Origin of the sequence: Streptococcus sp. 3167, assembly GCF_013277175.1 — a bacterium.
GTDB classification, from domain to species: domain Bacteria; phylum Bacillota; class Bacilli; order Lactobacillales; family Streptococcaceae; genus Streptococcus; species Streptococcus pseudopneumoniae.
In genome coordinates this window covers 1-16,760 of record NZ_VMML01000055.1, presented here as the reverse complement: position 1 = coordinate 16,760, position 16,760 = coordinate 1, and the positions used below count along the sequence as shown (strand labels likewise).

The 16,760-nt window shown below is 41.0% G+C and carries 12 protein-coding genes and 1 pseudogene; all 13 read left to right on the top strand.

What is annotated here, in order from left to right; genetic code table 11:
- Positions 1–56: 56 nt before the first annotated feature.
- The 13 genes and pseudogenes from HT678_RS08320 to greA all read left to right on the top strand — a co-directional run bounded on the left by HT678_RS08320 (position 57) and on the right by greA (position 16,584).
- Positions 57–1,679: a polysaccharide biosynthesis protein gene (locus HT678_RS08320; RefSeq protein ID WP_050138142.1), complete on the top strand. Its 1,623-nt coding sequence runs from the start codon at positions 57–59 to the stop codon at positions 1,677–1,679.
- 205 nt (positions 1,680–1,884) lie between these two features.
- A complete protein-coding gene (locus HT678_RS08315) occupies positions 1,885–3,843 on the top strand; it encodes a peptide ABC transporter substrate-binding protein (protein WP_000748867.1) in 1,959 nt (652 codons plus the stop codon).
- Between the two features lie 171 nt (positions 3,844–4,014).
- Positions 4,015–4,788 (top strand): annotated as a pseudogene (locus HT678_RS11575) (ABC transporter ATP-binding protein); the annotation flags it as partial.
- A 186-nt stretch (positions 4,789–4,974) separates the two neighbouring features.
- Entirely contained in the window at positions 4,975–5,697 is a 723-nt protein-coding gene (locus tag HT678_RS11570) for an ATP-binding cassette domain-containing protein (protein WP_025170631.1), read from the top strand.
- Between the two features lie 157 nt (positions 5,698–5,854).
- Complete coding sequence (locus tag HT678_RS08305) at positions 5,855–6,949, top strand: cystathionine gamma-synthase (RefSeq protein WP_023933152.1); 1,095 nt, start codon at positions 5,855–5,857, stop codon at positions 6,947–6,949.
- A gap of 7 nt (positions 6,950–6,956) precedes the next feature.
- Positions 6,957–8,123 carry a MalY/PatB family protein gene (locus tag HT678_RS08300; protein ID WP_172924836.1) on the top strand — a complete coding sequence of 389 codons (1,167 nt, stop codon included), beginning with the start codon at positions 6,957–6,959 and terminating at the stop codon, positions 8,121–8,123.
- A 92-nt stretch (positions 8,124–8,215) separates the two neighbouring features.
- A complete protein-coding gene (locus HT678_RS08295) occupies positions 8,216–11,314 on the top strand; it encodes a DEAD/DEAH box helicase (RefSeq protein ID WP_001096284.1) in 3,099 nt (1,032 codons plus the stop codon).
- Between the two features lie 47 nt (positions 11,315–11,361).
- A complete protein-coding gene (locus HT678_RS08290) occupies positions 11,362–11,979 on the top strand; it encodes a hypothetical protein (protein WP_000808233.1) in 618 nt (205 codons plus the stop codon).
- 10 nt (positions 11,980–11,989) lie between these two features.
- Complete coding sequence (gene murC / locus HT678_RS08285; RefSeq protein WP_001127123.1) at positions 11,990–13,324, top strand: UDP-N-acetylmuramate--L-alanine ligase; 1,335 nt, start codon at positions 11,990–11,992, stop codon at positions 13,322–13,324.
- 9 nt (positions 13,325–13,333) lie between these two features.
- On the top strand, positions 13,334–13,795 hold the full coding sequence (locus HT678_RS08280) for a GNAT family N-acetyltransferase (protein WP_000405299.1): 462 nt from the start codon (positions 13,334–13,336) through the stop codon (positions 13,793–13,795).
- Positions 13,792–14,286 (top strand): GNAT family N-acetyltransferase, encoded by a 495-nt coding sequence (locus HT678_RS08275; protein WP_000702440.1) that lies wholly within the window; start codon positions 13,792–13,794, stop codon positions 14,284–14,286. The genes HT678_RS08280 and HT678_RS08275 overlap by 4 nt, the downstream gene beginning before the upstream one ends.
- An 80-nt stretch (positions 14,287–14,366) precedes the next feature.
- Positions 14,367–16,040 carry an endolytic transglycosylase MltG gene (mltG, locus tag HT678_RS08270; RefSeq protein ID WP_172924835.1) on the top strand — a complete coding sequence of 558 codons (1,674 nt, stop codon included), beginning with the start codon at positions 14,367–14,369 and terminating at the stop codon, positions 16,038–16,040.
- A 61-nt stretch (positions 16,041–16,101) separates the two neighbouring features.
- The gene (greA, locus tag HT678_RS08265) at positions 16,102–16,584 is read left to right on the top strand and encodes a transcription elongation factor GreA (protein ID WP_000818760.1); all 483 of its coding nucleotides are present in this window, start codon (positions 16,102–16,104) and stop codon (positions 16,582–16,584) included.
- Positions 16,585–16,760: the final 176 nt, after the last annotated feature.

Here is a 16,760-nt window from a genome sequence, read left to right as displayed (position 1 = left end):
GTTTATAATGGAAGATAAGGAGTGTTTCCTAGTTATCAAAATTGAATGAGGAATCTATGTCGCACGAAAACAATCACCAGCAGGCCCAGATGTTACGGGGGACTGCTTGGCTAACGGCTAGTAACTTTATCAGTCGCCTGCTTGGGGCCATCTATATTATCCCTTGGTACATCTGGATGGGATCTTATGCAGCTACGGCAAATGGTCTCTTTACCATGGGCTACAATATCTATGCCTGGTTCTTGCTGGTTTCAACAGCAGGGATTCCAGTTGCGGTGGCCAAGCAAGTTGCCAAGTACAATACCATGCGAGAAGAAGAGCATAGCTTTGCCCTGATTCGGAGCTTTTTAGGATTTATGACAGGACTTGGCCTCGTTTTTGCTTTAGTTTTGTATCTCTTTGCTCCTTGGCTAGCAGACTTGTCTGGCGTGGGCAAAGACTTGATCCCAATCATGCAAAGCTTGGCTTGGGGAGTCTTGATTTTCCCGTCTATGAGTGTTATCCGAGGATTTTTCCAAGGGATGAATAATCTCAAACCTTATGCCATGAGCCAAATTGCTGAGCAGGTCATTCGTGTTATCTGGATGCTCCTAGCAACCTTTATCATTATGAAACTTGGTTCAGGAGATTACCTAGTAGCGGTTACCCAATCCACCTTTGCTGCCTTTGTCGGCATGGTAGCTAGTTTTGCAGTTTTGATTTATTTCCTTGCCCAAGAAGGCTTACTCAAAAGAGTCCTTGAAACAGGGGATAAGATTAACAGCAAGCATCTTTTGATCGATACCATTAAGGAAGCCATTCCTTTTATCTTGACAGGGTCTGCCATCCAGCTCTTCCAGATTTTGGACCAGCTGACCTTTATCAATAGTATGAGCTGGTTTACCAACTACAGCAATGAGGACTTGGTTATCATGTTTTCTTATTTCTCAGCCAATCCTAATAAAATCACGATGATTTTGATTTCTGTTGGGGTTTCGATTGGGAGTGTAGGCTTGCCGCTTTTGACAGAAAACTATGTCAAGGGGGACTTGAAGGCAGCTTCTCGTCTCGTTCAGGACAGTCTCACCCTACTCTTTATGTTCTTGCTACCAGCAACGGTTGGAGTGGTTATGGTAGGAGAACCTCTTTATACAGTCTTCTATGGCAAGCCAGACAGTTTGGCTATGGGCTTATTTGTCTTTGCAGTTTTGCAGTCTATTATTTTAGGCTTGTACATGGTCTTGTCCCCCATGCTTCAAGCCATGTTCCGCAACCGCAAGGCCGTTCTCTATTTTATCTATGGTTCTATTGCCAAGCTGGTCTTGCAACTGCCTACCATCGCCCTTTTCCACAGTTATGGTCCCTTGATTTCAACAACCATCGCTCTTATCATTCCTAACGTCTTGATGTATCGGGATATTTGTAAAGTAACGGGTGTTAAGCGCAAGGTGATTGTGAAGCGAACCATTTTAATCAGTTTGCTGACCCTAGTCATGTTTCTGTTAATAGGAACCATCCAGTGGCTGTTAGGATTTTTCTTCCAACCAAGTGGACGTTTGTGGAGCTTCTTTTATGTAGCTCTTGTCGGTGCCATGGGGGGTGGACTCTACGGATTCATGAGTCTCTATACTCGTCTCTTAGATAAGGTTATTGGACAGGCCAAAGCTGCCCAGTTGCGAGCAAAATTTAAGTTTTCTTAAGATAGCATTTATAAATAAAAGGAATAAGTTGAACAATCTTTTAGGAGAACTTGAAACTTATTCCTTTTTTTAGCGTCAAAACAGCTAAAATTATCTTTTAAGAGTAGAAGATGAGGCCTTTTTCGATTTTTTTGGACAAAAACATTGACTAAACAAACTAAACGTTGTATAATAAAACAAATCTTTAAATCAGGAGGTTCTGGAAATGAAAAAGTCTAAGAGCAAATATCTAACCTTGGCAGGTCTTGTCCTGGGTACAGGAATTTTATTGAGCGCGTGTGGAAATTCTAGCACAGGATCAAAAACCTATAACTATGTTTATTCAAGTGATCCATCTAGTTTGAACTATCTAGCAGAAAACCGCGCAACAACAAATGATATTGTGACCAACCTGGTAGATGGTCTCATGGAAAATGACCAATATGGGAACTATGTGCCATCCTTGGCAGAGGATTGGAGTGTTTCTAAGGACGGTTTGACCTATACCTACAAACTTCGTAAGGATGCCAAGTGGTTTACTTCTGAGGGAGAAGAATATGCTCCTGTAACTGCCCAAGATTTTGTGACAGGTTTGCAATATGCGGCTGATAAAAAATCAGAAGCCTTGTATCTAGTGCAGGACTCTGTTGCAGGTTTGGATGACTATATCACTGGTAAAACAAGCGACTTTTCAACTGTCGGTGTCAAGGCTCTTGATGACCAAACGGTTCAATACACCTTGGCTCGACCAGAACCTTACTGGAACTCAAAAACGACATCAACCATTCTTTTCCCAGTCAATGCGGATTTCCTAAAATCAAAAGGGGATGATTTTGGCAAGGTAGACCCTGCTAATATTTTGTACAGTGGACCTTTCTTGATGAAAGCTTTTGTTTCAAAATCTGTCATCGAATACAAGAAAAATCCTAACTACTGGGATGCTAAAAATGTCTTTGTAGATGATGTTAAATTGACCTACTATGATGGTAGTGACCAAGATGCTCTTGTTCGTAATTTTACAGACGGAGCCTATAGCTACGCTCGTCTCTATCCAAATAGTTCAAGTTTTGAAGGGATTAAAGAAAAATACAAAGATGATATCATCTACAGTATGCAGACTGCTACGTCTTATTACTGGAATTTTAACCTAGATAGACAAGCTTATAAATTTACTTCTAAGACGACCGACATTGAAAAGAAATCAGCTCAGGAAGCAGTTCTTAATAAAAACTTCCGTCAAGCTATTAACTTTGCCTATGATCGTACAGCCTATGGGGCTCAAACTCAGGGAGAAGACGGAGCGACTAAGATTTTGCGTAACTTGGTTGTTCCTCCAACCTTTGTAAGTATCAAGGGAAAAGACTTTGGTGAAGTAGTAGCCTCTAAGATGGTCAATTATGGTAAGGAATGGCAAGGTATCAACTTTGCGGATGGTCAAGACCCTTATTACAATCCTGAGAAAGCCAAGGCTAAATTTGCTGAGGCCAAGAAAGAGCTAGAAGCTAAGGGAGTTCAATTCCCTATTCATTTGGATGCGACAGTTGACCAAGCTTCTAAGAAGGGGATTCAAGAAGTAAGCTCTATGAAGCAATCTATTGAAGCAGCTTTAGGTACGGAGAACGTCGTTATTGATATCCAACAGTTATCAACAGAGGACTATCATAACTCAAGTTACTTTGCTCAAACAGCAGCTCAAAAAGATTATGACCTTTACAATGGTGGTTGGGGTCCTGACTACTTAGATCCATCAACCTATCTTGATATCTTTAGTGTCAAGAATGGTGGGGTTCTACAAAATCTTGGACTCGAGCCTGGTGAAGCCAACGACAAGGCTAAGGCAGTTGGACTTGACACTTATACTCAAATGTTGGAAGAGGCTAATAAGGAGCAAGACCCAGCCAAACGTTATGAGAAATATGCTGATATTCAAGCATGGTTGATAGATAGTTCTCTAGCGATTCCAAATGTTTCATTAGGTGGAACGCCTAGCTTGAGAAAAACAGTTCCTTTCTCAGCACCTTATTCATTGGCTGGTAATAAAGGGGTTGAATCATATAAATACCTCAAAGTACAAGATAAGATTGTCACAACAGACGAATATGCAAAAGCCAGAGAAAAATGGTTGAAAGAAAAAGAAGAATCCAATAAAAAAGCCCAAGAAGAATTGGCAAAACATGTCAAATAAAATCTAATTGTAGATAAGTTTGTGTAAGAAGTCTTTGTGCTTAAAAACGCATAATATCAGGTATATAAAATCCTAGATGTTATGCGTTTTGTTATAGGAAGATTTATTAGATTTTATCCTCAAATTGAGTTATTCCCGACTTTATCCGTTGAAATATTATAAGGAGTATTTATGAAATTAAAATTATTAAGAGTAGATACTAAGGTGATTATGGGGAGTTTCTTACTTGTTCTGTCTAGTCTACTTGCTTTGTTGCTTCCCCTTATCTTAAAGGGTTTAATAGATGGGAGTTCTATTGAAAATATAGGTTCCAAAGTATTTCAATCGTTTTTGATTTTTATTGGTCAAGCCTTGTTTTCTTCTATTGGTTACTATCTGTTTAGTCAATCGGGTGAAAAAAAGATAGCAAAAATCAGGAAAAAAGTGATAGAGGGGTTGATTTATGCAGAGAAATCCTTCTTTGATAAGAGCCAAAGTGGGGAGTTGACTTCTGCCATTGTCAATGACACGAGTGTCATTCGTGAGTTTTTAATTACGACTTTCCCAAATATTATTTTGAGTTTAGTTATGGTACTTGGTTCCATCATAGTCTTATTTAGTCTTGATTGGAATCTTTCTCTACTTTTATTCATCACTCTTCCTTGTATGATGTTTATTATCTTGCCCCTTTCCAATATCAGTGAAAAGTATAGTCGTCGTTTACAAGAGGAAATCGGATTTTTAACAGGGCAATTGACTGAAAAGATTCAAGAACATGAATTAATTAAGACTAACCAAGCAGAGAAAAGTGTACAGGATGTTTTGGATAATTGTATTGAAAGGGTACAAAACAATTCACTGAAATCAGATAGGATTACTTCTTTTGAGACCCCGTTTGCTCTCTTATTTATCTTTGCGACTATAGCTGTGATGCTAACCTATGGGGGTTATCGGGTCAGCGCAGGATATATATCTGTGGGAACCTTGGTTTCGTTTTTGATTTACCTCTTTCAATTACTTAATCCTATTAGTAATATAGCTAATTTTGTAACTGTTTATTCTAGGAGTAAGGGATCTTCAGTTGCACTGGAGAACTTGCTTGCAGTTCCTAAAGAAAAATTTGAGGGAGGAAAATCGGTATCAGGACAAGGGTTGAATTTTAACCATGTCTATTTTGGTTATGATGAAAATCGACCTGTCTTAAAGGATATTACTTTCTCCATTTTCAAGGGGCAAAAAATTGCTTTTGTTGGACCATCTGGATCAGGAAAATCAACGATTGTGCGTTTGTTAGAGCGGTTTTATAAACCGCTTTCAGGAGATATTCTAATGGAGCAATCAAGTATATATGATTTTAACTTAAAAGAATGGAGAAGTAAAATCGCTTGGGTTTCACAAAATAATGCAGTCTTATCTGGCAGTATTCGTGACAATCTTTGTCTCGGTTTGAATCGCTTAGTAACTGATGATGAATTGATGAAAGTGCTAGACTTAGTATCACTAGGTGATGAGATTCGCTCCATGAAAGAGGGACTAGATACTGAGGTTGGTGAACGCGGACGACTCTTGTCAGGGGGACAAAGCCAAAGACTTCAAATAGCTAGAGCCTACTTAAAAGATGCTGAAATTCTTATATTTGATGAAGCCACTGCTAATCTTGATGCGGATTCTGAGTATGCGATTATCAGTAGCCTCTATTCTGTACTAAAGGAGAAGACAGTTGTGATTATAGCGCATCGTTTGTCAACGGTAAAAGATGTGGATTGTATTTTCTTCTTAGAGGAGGGGAAAATCACTGGCTCAGGAACTCATAAGGAACTACTGGAAAATCATGAGCGTTATGCTCGTTTTGTGCAGGAGCAAATGATAGAGTGAAGGTGTCTTTTGAGATTCACCATTTTATAGTCTATTAAAGGGAGCAGGAAAAACTCCCTTTTTATATAGTTTGAAACTATAGCTAGCTCTTGAAAAGAAGAAAATGAGTTGATGAAAATAAGTGGTACAATAGTTACTATAGATTTGGAGGTATTGTATGAGCAAGGAATTACACATTAACACAATTTTGGCCCAGGCGGGCATTAAGTCAGATGAAGCGACAGGTGCATTGGTGACACCGCTCCATTTTTCAACGACCTATCAGCATCCAGAGTTTGGTCGATCTACTGGGTTTGACTATACGCGCACTAAAAATCCAACTCGTAGTAAGGCTGAGGAAGTCTTGGCGGCTATTGAGTCAGCAGACTATGCCCTAGCGACTAGCTCAGGGATGTCAGCTATTGTACTGGCCTTTAGCGTCTTTCCAGTAGGAAGTAAGGTCTTGGCAGTGCGTGATCTTTACGGTGGTTCTTTTCGCTGGTTTAACCAAGTGGAGCAGGAAGGTCGTTTCCATTTTACCTATGCCAATACAGAAGAAGAGTTGATTGCCGAGTTAGAAAAGGATGTGGATGTTCTCTATATCGAAACCCCAACCAATCCCTTAATGTTGGAATTTGATATCGAAAAACTAGCAAAATTGGCTCATGCTAAGGGTGCCAAAGTGGTGGTGGACAATACCTTCTATAGCCCTATCTACCAACGTCCGATTGAAGATGGAGCAGATATGGTTCTCCATTCAGCAACCAAGTATCTAGCAGGCCACAATGATGTCTTAGCTGGAGTGGTTGTGACCAATAGTTTAGAACTATACGAGAAGCTTTTTTACAATCTCAATACAACAGGGGCAGTCTTGTCCCCATTTGACAGCTACCAGTTGCTTCGTGGTCTCAAGACCTTGTCTCTTCGTATGGAGCGTTCAACAGCTAACGCCCAAGAAGTGGTTGCCTTTTTGAAGGATTCTCCAGCAGTCAAGGAGGTTCTCTATACTGGTCGTGGGGGGATGATTTCCTTTAAAGTAGTCGATGAAACGCGCATTCCTCATATTTTGAACAGTCTCAAGGTCTTCTCGTTTGCGGAAAGTTTGGGTGGGGTAGAAAGTCTCATTACTTATCCAACGACGCAAACTCACGCTGATATTCCAGCAGAAGTGCGCCATTCTTATGGTTTGACAGATGACCTCTTGCGCTTGTCAATTGGGATTGAGGATGCTAGAGATTTGATTGCAGATTTGCGCCAAGCTTTAGAAGGATAAGACAAAGATGGGAAAATATGATTTTACAAGCCTGCCCAACCGTTTAGGGCACCATACCTATAAATGGAAAGAAACAGAAACGGATAGTGAAGTTCTACCAGCTTGGATAGCGGATATGGACTTTGTGGTCTTGCCTGAAATCCGCCAAGCCGTGCAAACTTACGCAGACCAACTGGTTTATGGTTATGCCTATGCCAGTGAAGACTTAATTAAGGAAGTTCAAAAGTGGGAAGCTACACAATACGGTTACAACTTTGACAAAGAGGCTCTTGTTTTTATCGAGGGTGTGGTACCAGCCATCTCAACAGCTATTCAAACCTTTACAAAAGAAGGCGAGGCGGTTTTAATTAACACGCCTGTCTACCCACCCTTTGCTCGCAGTGTCAAGTTGAACAATCGTAGATTGATTACTAATTCCTTAGTGGAAAAGGATGGTCTGTTTGAGATTGACTTTGACCAACTTGAAAAGGATTTGGTGGAAGAGGAGGTTAAACTCTATATTTTTTGCAACCCTCACAATCCTGGTGGACGTGTTTGGGAAAAAGAAGTGTTGGAGAAGATTGGCCAACTCTGCCAAAAACACGGTGTTTTGTTAGTTTCAGATGAGATTCACCAAGATTTGACCCTCTTTGGTCACAAACACCAGTCTTTCAATACCATCAATCCTGCCTTCAAAAATTTTGCTATCGTCTTGAGCAGTGCCACTAAAACCTTTAACATTGCTGGGACAAAAAATTCCTATGCCGTCATTGAAAATCCTAAGTTGAGAGTGGCTTACCAGAAACGCCAGTTGGCTAATAATCAGCATGAAATTTCAGGCTTGGGCTATTTGGCGACAGAAGCTGCCTATCGATACGGTAAAGATTGGTTAGAGGAACTTAAGCAAGTCTTTGAAGACCATATCAATTATGTGGTGGATCTATTTGGAAAAGAGACTAAAATCAAGGTCATGAAACCGCAAGGTACCTACTTGATTTGGCTTGACTTTTCAGCCTATGACCTGACTGATGAAACATTGCAAGAGTTGTTGAGAAATGAAGCCAAGGTTATCCTCAACCGTGGTTTGGATTTTGGAGAGGAAGGAAGTCTCCATGCCCGCATCAATATAGCTATGCCCAAATCTCTGTTGCAAGAAGTCTGTCAGCGGATTGTGGCTACTTTTGCCAAATGTTAAAAATCCAGCCTTCTAGGAGAAAAGTCTTCCTAGAAGGCTATTTTCATAGGCGAAAATATGGTATAATAAACAGATAAGGTAAAGGTGAAAATATGGCTAAATTGATTCCGGGGAAAGTTCGTATCGAAGGTGTTGCCCTTTATGAAACTGGTAAGGTTGATATCATCAAGGAAAAGAACAATCGGCTCTATGCTCGCGTTGCAGAAGAAGAACTGCGCTATAGTTTAGAGGATGATTTGGTTTTTTGTGCCTGTGATTTTTTTCAAAAGAGGGGCTACTGTGTGCATTTGGCAGCGCTAGAGCATTTTCTGAAAAATGATGAGCGTGGTCAGGAAATCTTGTGGAGTCTGGAAGAAGGTCATGAAGAAAAAGAGGCCGTTGAAACCAAGGTGACCTTGGGTGGCAAGTTTTTGGATCGAATTTTATCTCCAAAATCAGAATGCGCCTATGAGTTATCAGCTGTGGGTCAGGTGGAAGCAGGAACCAATCATATCTTGTGGACTCTGAGAATCGGCCAAATCAATAGCCAAAAATACTATGTCATTCGGGATATTCCACTTTTTTTAAGGATTGTCGAGCAGAGAAAGTCGTATATGATTGGCAAGATTTATGAGGAGTCTCTTTCTTGGGAAGCTTTTGATGAGGCCAGCCAAGAACTTTTGACTTTCTTGCACGGACTAACGGAGGAAGGGCTGGTTCCAGACCTCTTTTTCCAAAACCAAGGTCGGCACCTCTTTTTCCCTCTGACCTTTTTTGAGCAGGGTGTGAATTTACTGATGGCCTTGCCCCATTTTCAATTTGACCATCAAGTGGATAGCTACCAAACCCTGCTTTTTCAGGATATGCATGCTGATGCCAATCTATTTGCCTTTACAGTAACAGAATACTCGGACTATTTTGAAATGGAAATCAGTGAGAGTCCTAGGGTCAATGTCTTTTATCAGGGAGCAGTACTTTTCCATAAAGGTCAGGTTTATTTTTTAACAGACCAGCAGATGCGTCTTCTCAAGGAAATTAAAGTGTTACCTGTGGGTCAACAAGGAAAGAAATACCTGCAATTTGATAGCAGTGATCGAGACAAATTGGCCTCCTGTCTGACTCTTTTTATCCAGATGGGTACCGTTTCAGCTCCAGAACGTCTACAAATCAAAACTTTTGCGCCCTCTTTTTACTTTGACAGGGAAGAAGATAATCGGATTCGTTTAGAAATTCAGTTTGATTATGGAAATAGACAGGTATCTAGCCGACAAGAGCTAGAAGAATTACCATTTTCAAGTGACACGGACTTAGAAGAAAGAATTTTCCAAGTCTGTTTGGCTGCGGGCTTTGAAGCAGATTTTCAATCTTGGCGTCAGGCCTTAAAAGCAGAGTCTGTCTATCATTTCTTCCATGAAATCATTCCAGTCTTTGAAAAACTTGGAAATGTTGATTTATCAGACAAGTTAGAAGAGTTTTATAGTCTAGCAAGCCCTCAAGTGCAGATTACTTCCAAGGGAGGTCTCTTGGAAATTCAATTTGATTTTCAAGATATAGCCCAAGAGGAAATTGACCAAGCTATGCAGGCCTTGGTTGATAATCGAGATTTTTATATTGATTCGTCTAATAAAGTCTACTTTTTCGATGAAGAAACCAAGAAAATTCGTCAAAATCTACAGGAGCTGGGGCAATTTGAATTAAAAGATGGCTCCTTGCAGGCTCGGAAATCCTTGGCTTATAGTTTAGCTCATCTCTTTGAAGGACGTGACCGTGTTTCTTTTTCACAAGAATTCCAGAATCTGGCTCACGATTTGACGCATCCAGAGGACTTCCCTAGACAAGCAACTCAGGTTCAGGCTGACTTACGAGATTATCAGGAAAAGGGAATCAGCTGGCTACAGATGCTCCATCACTATGGTTTTGGTGGGATTTTGGCTGACGATATGGGACTTGGTAAAACCCTGCAGACCATTGCTTTTTTGACCAGTCAAGTGACAAAAGAAAGTCGAGTCTTGATTTTAGCACCGTCAGGTTTGATTTACAACTGGGCAGATGAGTTTCAGAAATTTGCCCCACAGTTGGATGTGGCTGTTGTTCATGGTTTGAAAGCTAGTCGTGAGGAGATTCTTGCTGAAAGCCATCAAATCTATGTGACGAGCTATGCTACCTTCCGTCAGGACAGTGAGCTTTATCAGGGGATGGCCTTTGACTTCCTTTTCTTAGATGAGGCTCAGGTCATGAAGAACGCCCAGACCAAGATTGCCCAGACCTTGAGACAGTTTGTGGTGCCGTCAGTTTTTGCTCTGTCAGGGACACCGATTGAAAACCATCTAGGTGAGCTGTGGTCTATTTTCCAAATCGTCATGCCAGGACTTTTGCCAAGCAAGAAAGAATTTATGAAATTGCCAGCTGAACGCGTGGCTCAGTTTATCAAGCCTTTCGTGATGAGGCGCAAGAAAGAAGAAGTTCTGACCGAATTGCCAGACTTAATAGAAGTAGTTTATAAGAATGAACTGGAAGACCAGCAAAAGGCTATCTACCTAGCCCAGTTGCAACAGATGAGAGATAGATTGGCTCAAGTATCAGATCAGGAATTTCAGCGAAGTCGTGTGGAAATCTTGTCTGGTCTGATGCGCTTGCGCCAAATCTGTGACACCCCTGCCCTCTTTATGGAGGATTATCAGGGAGCTAGTGGCAAACTGGATAGTCTCCGAGACCTGCTGGTACAGGTGGTAGACGGTGGACACCGTGTCTTGATTTTCTCTCAGTTCAAGGGAATGTTGGAGAAAATAGAACAAGAACTGCCAGACTTGGGCATGACTTCCTTTAAAATTACAGGTTCAACTCCAGCCAAGGAAAGACAAGACATGACCAAGGCCTTTAACCAAGGGGAAAGAGATGCCTTTCTGATTTCCCTCAAGGCTGGTGGTGTCGGTCTGAACCTGACAGGTGCTGATACAGTGATTTTGGTTGACCTTTGGTGGAATCCTGCGGTGGAAGCGCAAGCTATTGGCCGTGCCCATCGGATGGGTCAGGAAGAAACGGTTGAGGTCTATCGCTTGGTGACCAGGGGAACCATTGAAGAAAAAATTCAGGAACTCCAAGAACAAAAGAAACATCTGGTGTCACAAGTATTGGATGGAACAGAGTCACGTGGCAGTCTCAGCCTAGCAGAAATTAGAGAAATTTTGGGAATTTCTGAAGCCAGCACTTGAAAAATCAAGACAATACGCTATAATGAAGTGTTGAAAGGAAATAGAAAATGAAACAAGAACGATTTCCATTGGTGTCAGATGACGAGGTCATGCTGACTGAGATGCCAGTCATGAACTTGTACGATGAGTCTGATCTGATCAGTAATATCAAGGGTGAGTATCGAGATAAAAATTATTTAGAATGGTCTCCTATTACTGAAGAGGCGCCAGTAAAACCGATTGAAAAGCAAGTCGAGAAACCTAAAAAAGCTCCTTTAGGGGTAAAAAAAGAAGGAAAGAGCTATGCGGAGGTGGCGCGTGAAGAAGCGCGTGCAGACTTGAAAAAGAAACGCTCTGCTAACTATCTAACTCAGGATTTCAGCCGTGCGAGACGTCATTCTAAATCAGGCCTTGTTAGACAGGGCAGTCAACCGACAGCGCCTTTCCAAAAGGAAAATCCTGGTGAATTTGTCAAATATAGCCAAAAATTGACCCAGTCTCATTATATCTTGGCGGAAGAAGTTCATTCTATCCCTACCAAGAATGAAGAAGTGTCAGCACCTGCTCCAAAGAAAAACAACTATGATTTTCTAAAGAAGAGCCAAATCTACAATAAAAAAAGTAAACAAACAGAACAAGAACGTCGGGTTGCCCAAGAGTTGAATCTGACCAGAATGACAGAATAGGGGAGAAAACATGCCAAAGACATATCATTTTATCGGAATTAAGGGATCAGGGATGAGTGCCTTGGCCTTGATGTTGCACCAAATGGGGCATAAGGTACAGGGATCAGATGTTGAGAAGTACTACTTTACTCAACGTGGTCTTGAGCAGGCAGGAATTACTATTCTTCCTTTTGATGAAAAGAATCTAGACGGTGATATGGAAATTATCGCTGGAAATGCCTTTCGTCCAGATAACAACGTCGAAATTGCCTATGCAGACCAAAATGGTATCAGCTACAAACGTTACCATGAGTTCCTAGGTAGCTTTATGCGTGACTTTGTTAGCATGGGAGTAGCAGGAGCGCATGGAAAAACTTCAACGACAGGTATGTTGTCTCACGTCTTGTCTCACATCACAGACACCAGCTTCTTGATTGGAGATGGGACAGGTCGTGGTTCGGCCAATGCCAAATATTTTGTCTTTGAATCTGACGAATATGAGCGTCACTTTATGCCTTACCACCCAGAATACTCTATTATCACCAACATTGACTTTGACCATCCAGACTATTTCACAAGTCTAGAGGATGTTTTCAATGCTTTTAACGACTATGCTAAACAAATTACCAAGGGTCTTTTTGTCTATGGTGAAGATGCAGAATTGCGTAAAATTACGTCTGATGCACCAATTTATTATTATGGTTTTGAAGCAGAAGGTAATGACTTTGTAGCTAGTGAGCTTCTTCGTTCTACGACTGGTTCAACCTTCACCGTTCATTTCCGTGGACAAGACTTGGGGCAATTCCACATCCCAACCTTTGGTCGTCACAATATCATGAATGCGACAACCGTTATTGGTCTTCTTTACACAGCAGGATTTGATTTGAACTTGGTGCGTGAGCACTTGAAAACATTTGCTGGTGTTAAGCGTCGTTTCACTGAGAAAATTGTCAATGATACAGTGATTATCGATGACTTTGCTCACCATCCAACAGAAATTATTGCGACCTTGGATGCGGCTCGTCAAAAATACCCAAGCAAGGAAATTGTAGCAGTCTTCCAACCGCATACCTTTACAAGAACCATTGCCTTGTTAGATGACTTTGCCCACGCTTTAAACCAAGCAGATGCTGTTTACCTAGCGCAAATTTATGGGTCAGCTCGTGAGGTAGACCATGGAGATGTCAAGGTAGAAGACCTAGCTAATAAAATCAACAAGAAACACCAAGTGATCACTGTTGAAAATGTTTCACCACTCCTTGACCATGACAATGCTGTCTATGTCTTTATGGGAGCAGGAGATATCCAAACCTATGAATATTCATTTGAACGACTCTTGTCTAACTTGACAAGCAATGTTCAATAGGTTATTCTCATGGAAATTCCAATTAAGATCATTCAGGCAAGTCAGTCTGATTTGGCTGAGATAGAGGCACTTCAAACTTCGTCTTTTCCGGCTGAAAAGCAGCAACCTTCCCATATCTTAGAAGAAAGTATCCGTAAGTGTGCGGATACCTTTCTTCTAGCTAGGGATGAAAACCAACTTTTAGGCTATATTCTATCAAGTCCCCAGTCAGACAATCCGCAATGTCTAAAAGTAGATTCTTTAGTCATTGAGTCTGACCATCAGAGACAAGGATTGGGAACACTTCTTCTTGCGGCTTTGAAAGAGGTGGCAGTTGAGCTGGATTACAAAGGGATTCGTTTGAAGAGTCCTGATGAGCTGCTTTCCTATTTTGAAATGAGCGGTTTTATTGATGAAGAAACTTCCCTTTATGAAACTAGCCAGGGTTTTAGTATGATTTGGTTTAATCCCTATTATCTGGAGGTACAATGAAGATCAGACAAGCAAGATTAGAAGATTTAGAACGTATCGTTGAGATTGAACTAGAAAATTTCTCGGTAGAAGAAGCTATTCCTCGATCTGTTTTTGAATCGCATTTGCGAGAAATTCAGACCTCTTTTCTGGTTGCGGAAAAAGTAGGTAGAATCATGGGGTACATAGAAGGGCCAGTTGGACCACACCGCCATCTGCAAGACCAGTCCTTTACAGAAGAAATAAAAGACTATAGTCATGAGCCTGGTGGTTATATCTCTGTGACCTGTCTTTCTATTGCCAAAGAAGCACAGGGCCTCGGACTTGGACAAAAATTACTAATAGCCTTGAAAGAAGTTGCTCTTGAAGATAAGAGAGATGGCATTAACCTAACCTGTCATGACTATCTCATCGCCTACTATGAAAAGCACGGATTTGTCAATGAAGGCTTGTCCCAGTCAACCTTTGCAGGGGAAACCTGGTATGATATGGTTTGGGAAACGAAAAAATAAGCTAGGAAAAGTATCATAGGTTGCTTTTCTTGGACTTTTAAGATATAATATTATGGATTGTCAACAAGGAGGAAAAACTTTTGAGTGAAAAGTCAAGAGAAGAAGAGAAATTAAGCTTTAAAGAGCAGATTCTGAGAGATTTAGAAAAAGTAAAAGGCTATGATGAAGTTCTGAAAGAAGATAAGGCAGTAGTTCGCACTCCTGCAAATGAACCTTCAGCTGAAGAACTCATGGCTGATTCCTTGTCAACGGTAGAGGAAATTATGAGAAAAGCTCCTACTGTGCCTACTCACCCAAGTCAAGATGTACCAGCTTCTCCAGCAGATGACCTTCAAAGAGAAACTCCTGGTGTTCCAAGTCATCCAAGTCATCCAAGTCAAGATGTACCTTCTTCTCCAGCGGAAGAAAGTGGTTCAAGACCAGGACCAGGTCCTGTTAGACCTAAGAAACTTGAAAGAGAATACAATGAAACCCCAACAAGGGTAGTTGTTTCCTATAAGACGGCAGAGAAAAAAGCAGAACAAGCAGGTCCAGAAACACCTACGCCTGCTACAGAAACAGTGGATATCATCAGCGATACACCACGTCGTAGCCGTAGAGAAGGAGCAAAACCCGTTAAGCCTAAGAAAGAGAAGAAGTCACATGTGAAAGCCTTTGTGATTTCATTCCTTGTATTCCTTGCCTTGCTCTCAGCAGGTGGTTACTTTGGTTACCAGTATGTTCAGTCATCTTTACAGCCTGTGGATGCTTCATCGAAACAATATGTGACGGTTGGAATTCCAGAAGGTTCAAACGTTCAAGAAATCGGTACGACGCTTGAAAAAGCTGGTTTGGTAAAGCATGGTCTGATTTTTAGCTTTTATGCCAAGTATAAAAATTATACCGACTTGAAAGCAGGTTACTACAATTTGCAAAAGAGTATGAGTACAGAAGACTTACTCAAAGAGTTGCAAAAAGGTGGAACAGATGAACCACAAGAACCTGTCCTTGCGACTTTGACAATTCCAGAAGGTTATACTTTGGATCAGATTGCTCAAGCGGTAGGTCAATTGCAAGGTGACTTCAAAGAGCCTTTGACAGCGGATGCTTTCCTAGCAAAAGTTCAAGATGAGACGTTTATCAGTCAAGCAGTAGCCAAATATCCTACTTTATTGGAAAGTTTGCCTGCAAAAGATAGTGGTGCGCGTTATCGTTTGGAAGGATACCTTTTCCCAGCTACTTATTCTATCAAGGAAAGCACAACTGTTGAGAGCTTGATTGATGAGATGTTAGCTGCTATGGATAAGAACCTATCTCCTTACTATAGTACTATCAAATCTAAAAACTTGACTGTCAATGAGTTGTTGACCATTGCTTCCTTGGTCGAAAAAGAAGGTGCCAAGACAGAAGATCGTAAGCTCATTGCAGGTGTATTCTACAATCGTTTGAATCGTGATATGCCACTTCAAAGTAATATTGCAATCTTGTATGCCCAAGGAAAACTGGGGCAAAATATCAGCTTAGCTGAGGATGTTGCGATTGATACCAACATTGATTCACCTTATAATGTTTATAAAAATGTAGGTCTCATGCCTGGTCCAGTCGATAGTCCAAGTCTGGATGCGATTGAGTCAAGCATCAATCAAACTAAGAGCGATAACCTCTACTTTGTAGCAGATGTCACAGAAGGCAAGGTCTACTATGCTAATAATCAAGAAGACCACGATCGCAATGTCGCTGAACATGTCAACAGCAAATTAAACCAAACAAACTAAAATTATGTGATACTTCACATAATTTTCTTTAGAAAATATTATTAGAAGAAAGTTGAGAAAAATGGCAGAAAAAACATATCCTATGACCCTTGAGGAAAAGGAAAAACTTGAAAAAGAATTAGAAGAATTGAAATTGGTTCGTCGACCAGAAGTGGTAGAACGCATTAAGATTGCCCGTTCATACGGTGACCTTTCAGAAAACAGTGAGTACGAAGCAGCTAAGGATGAACAAGCCTTTGTCGAAGGACAAATCTCTAGCTTAGAAACAAAAATCCGCTATGCTGAAATCGTCAATAGCGACGCAGTTGCCCAGGACGAAGTAGCGATTGGTAAAACAGTCACCATCCAAGAAATTGGTGAGGACGAAGAAGAAGTTTATATTATCGTAGGTTCAGCGGGTGCGGATGCCTTTGCAGGTAAAGTTTCAAATGAAAGCCCAATTGGACAAGCCTTGATTGGCAAGAAAACAGGTGATACAGCAACCATTGAAACGCCTGTTGGTAGCTATGATGTAAAAATCTTGAAGGTTGAAAAAACAGCCTAAAAACAGAAAAAGGAGTGGGGAGGCGATGTACTTCACTCACTCCTTTTTCCATTTTGCTACTCTTCGAAAATCTCTTCAAACCACGTCAGCGTCGCCTTGCCGTATATATGGTTACTGACTTCGTCAGTTCTATCTACAACCTCAAAACCATGTTTTAATACTCATCTACTTTCAAA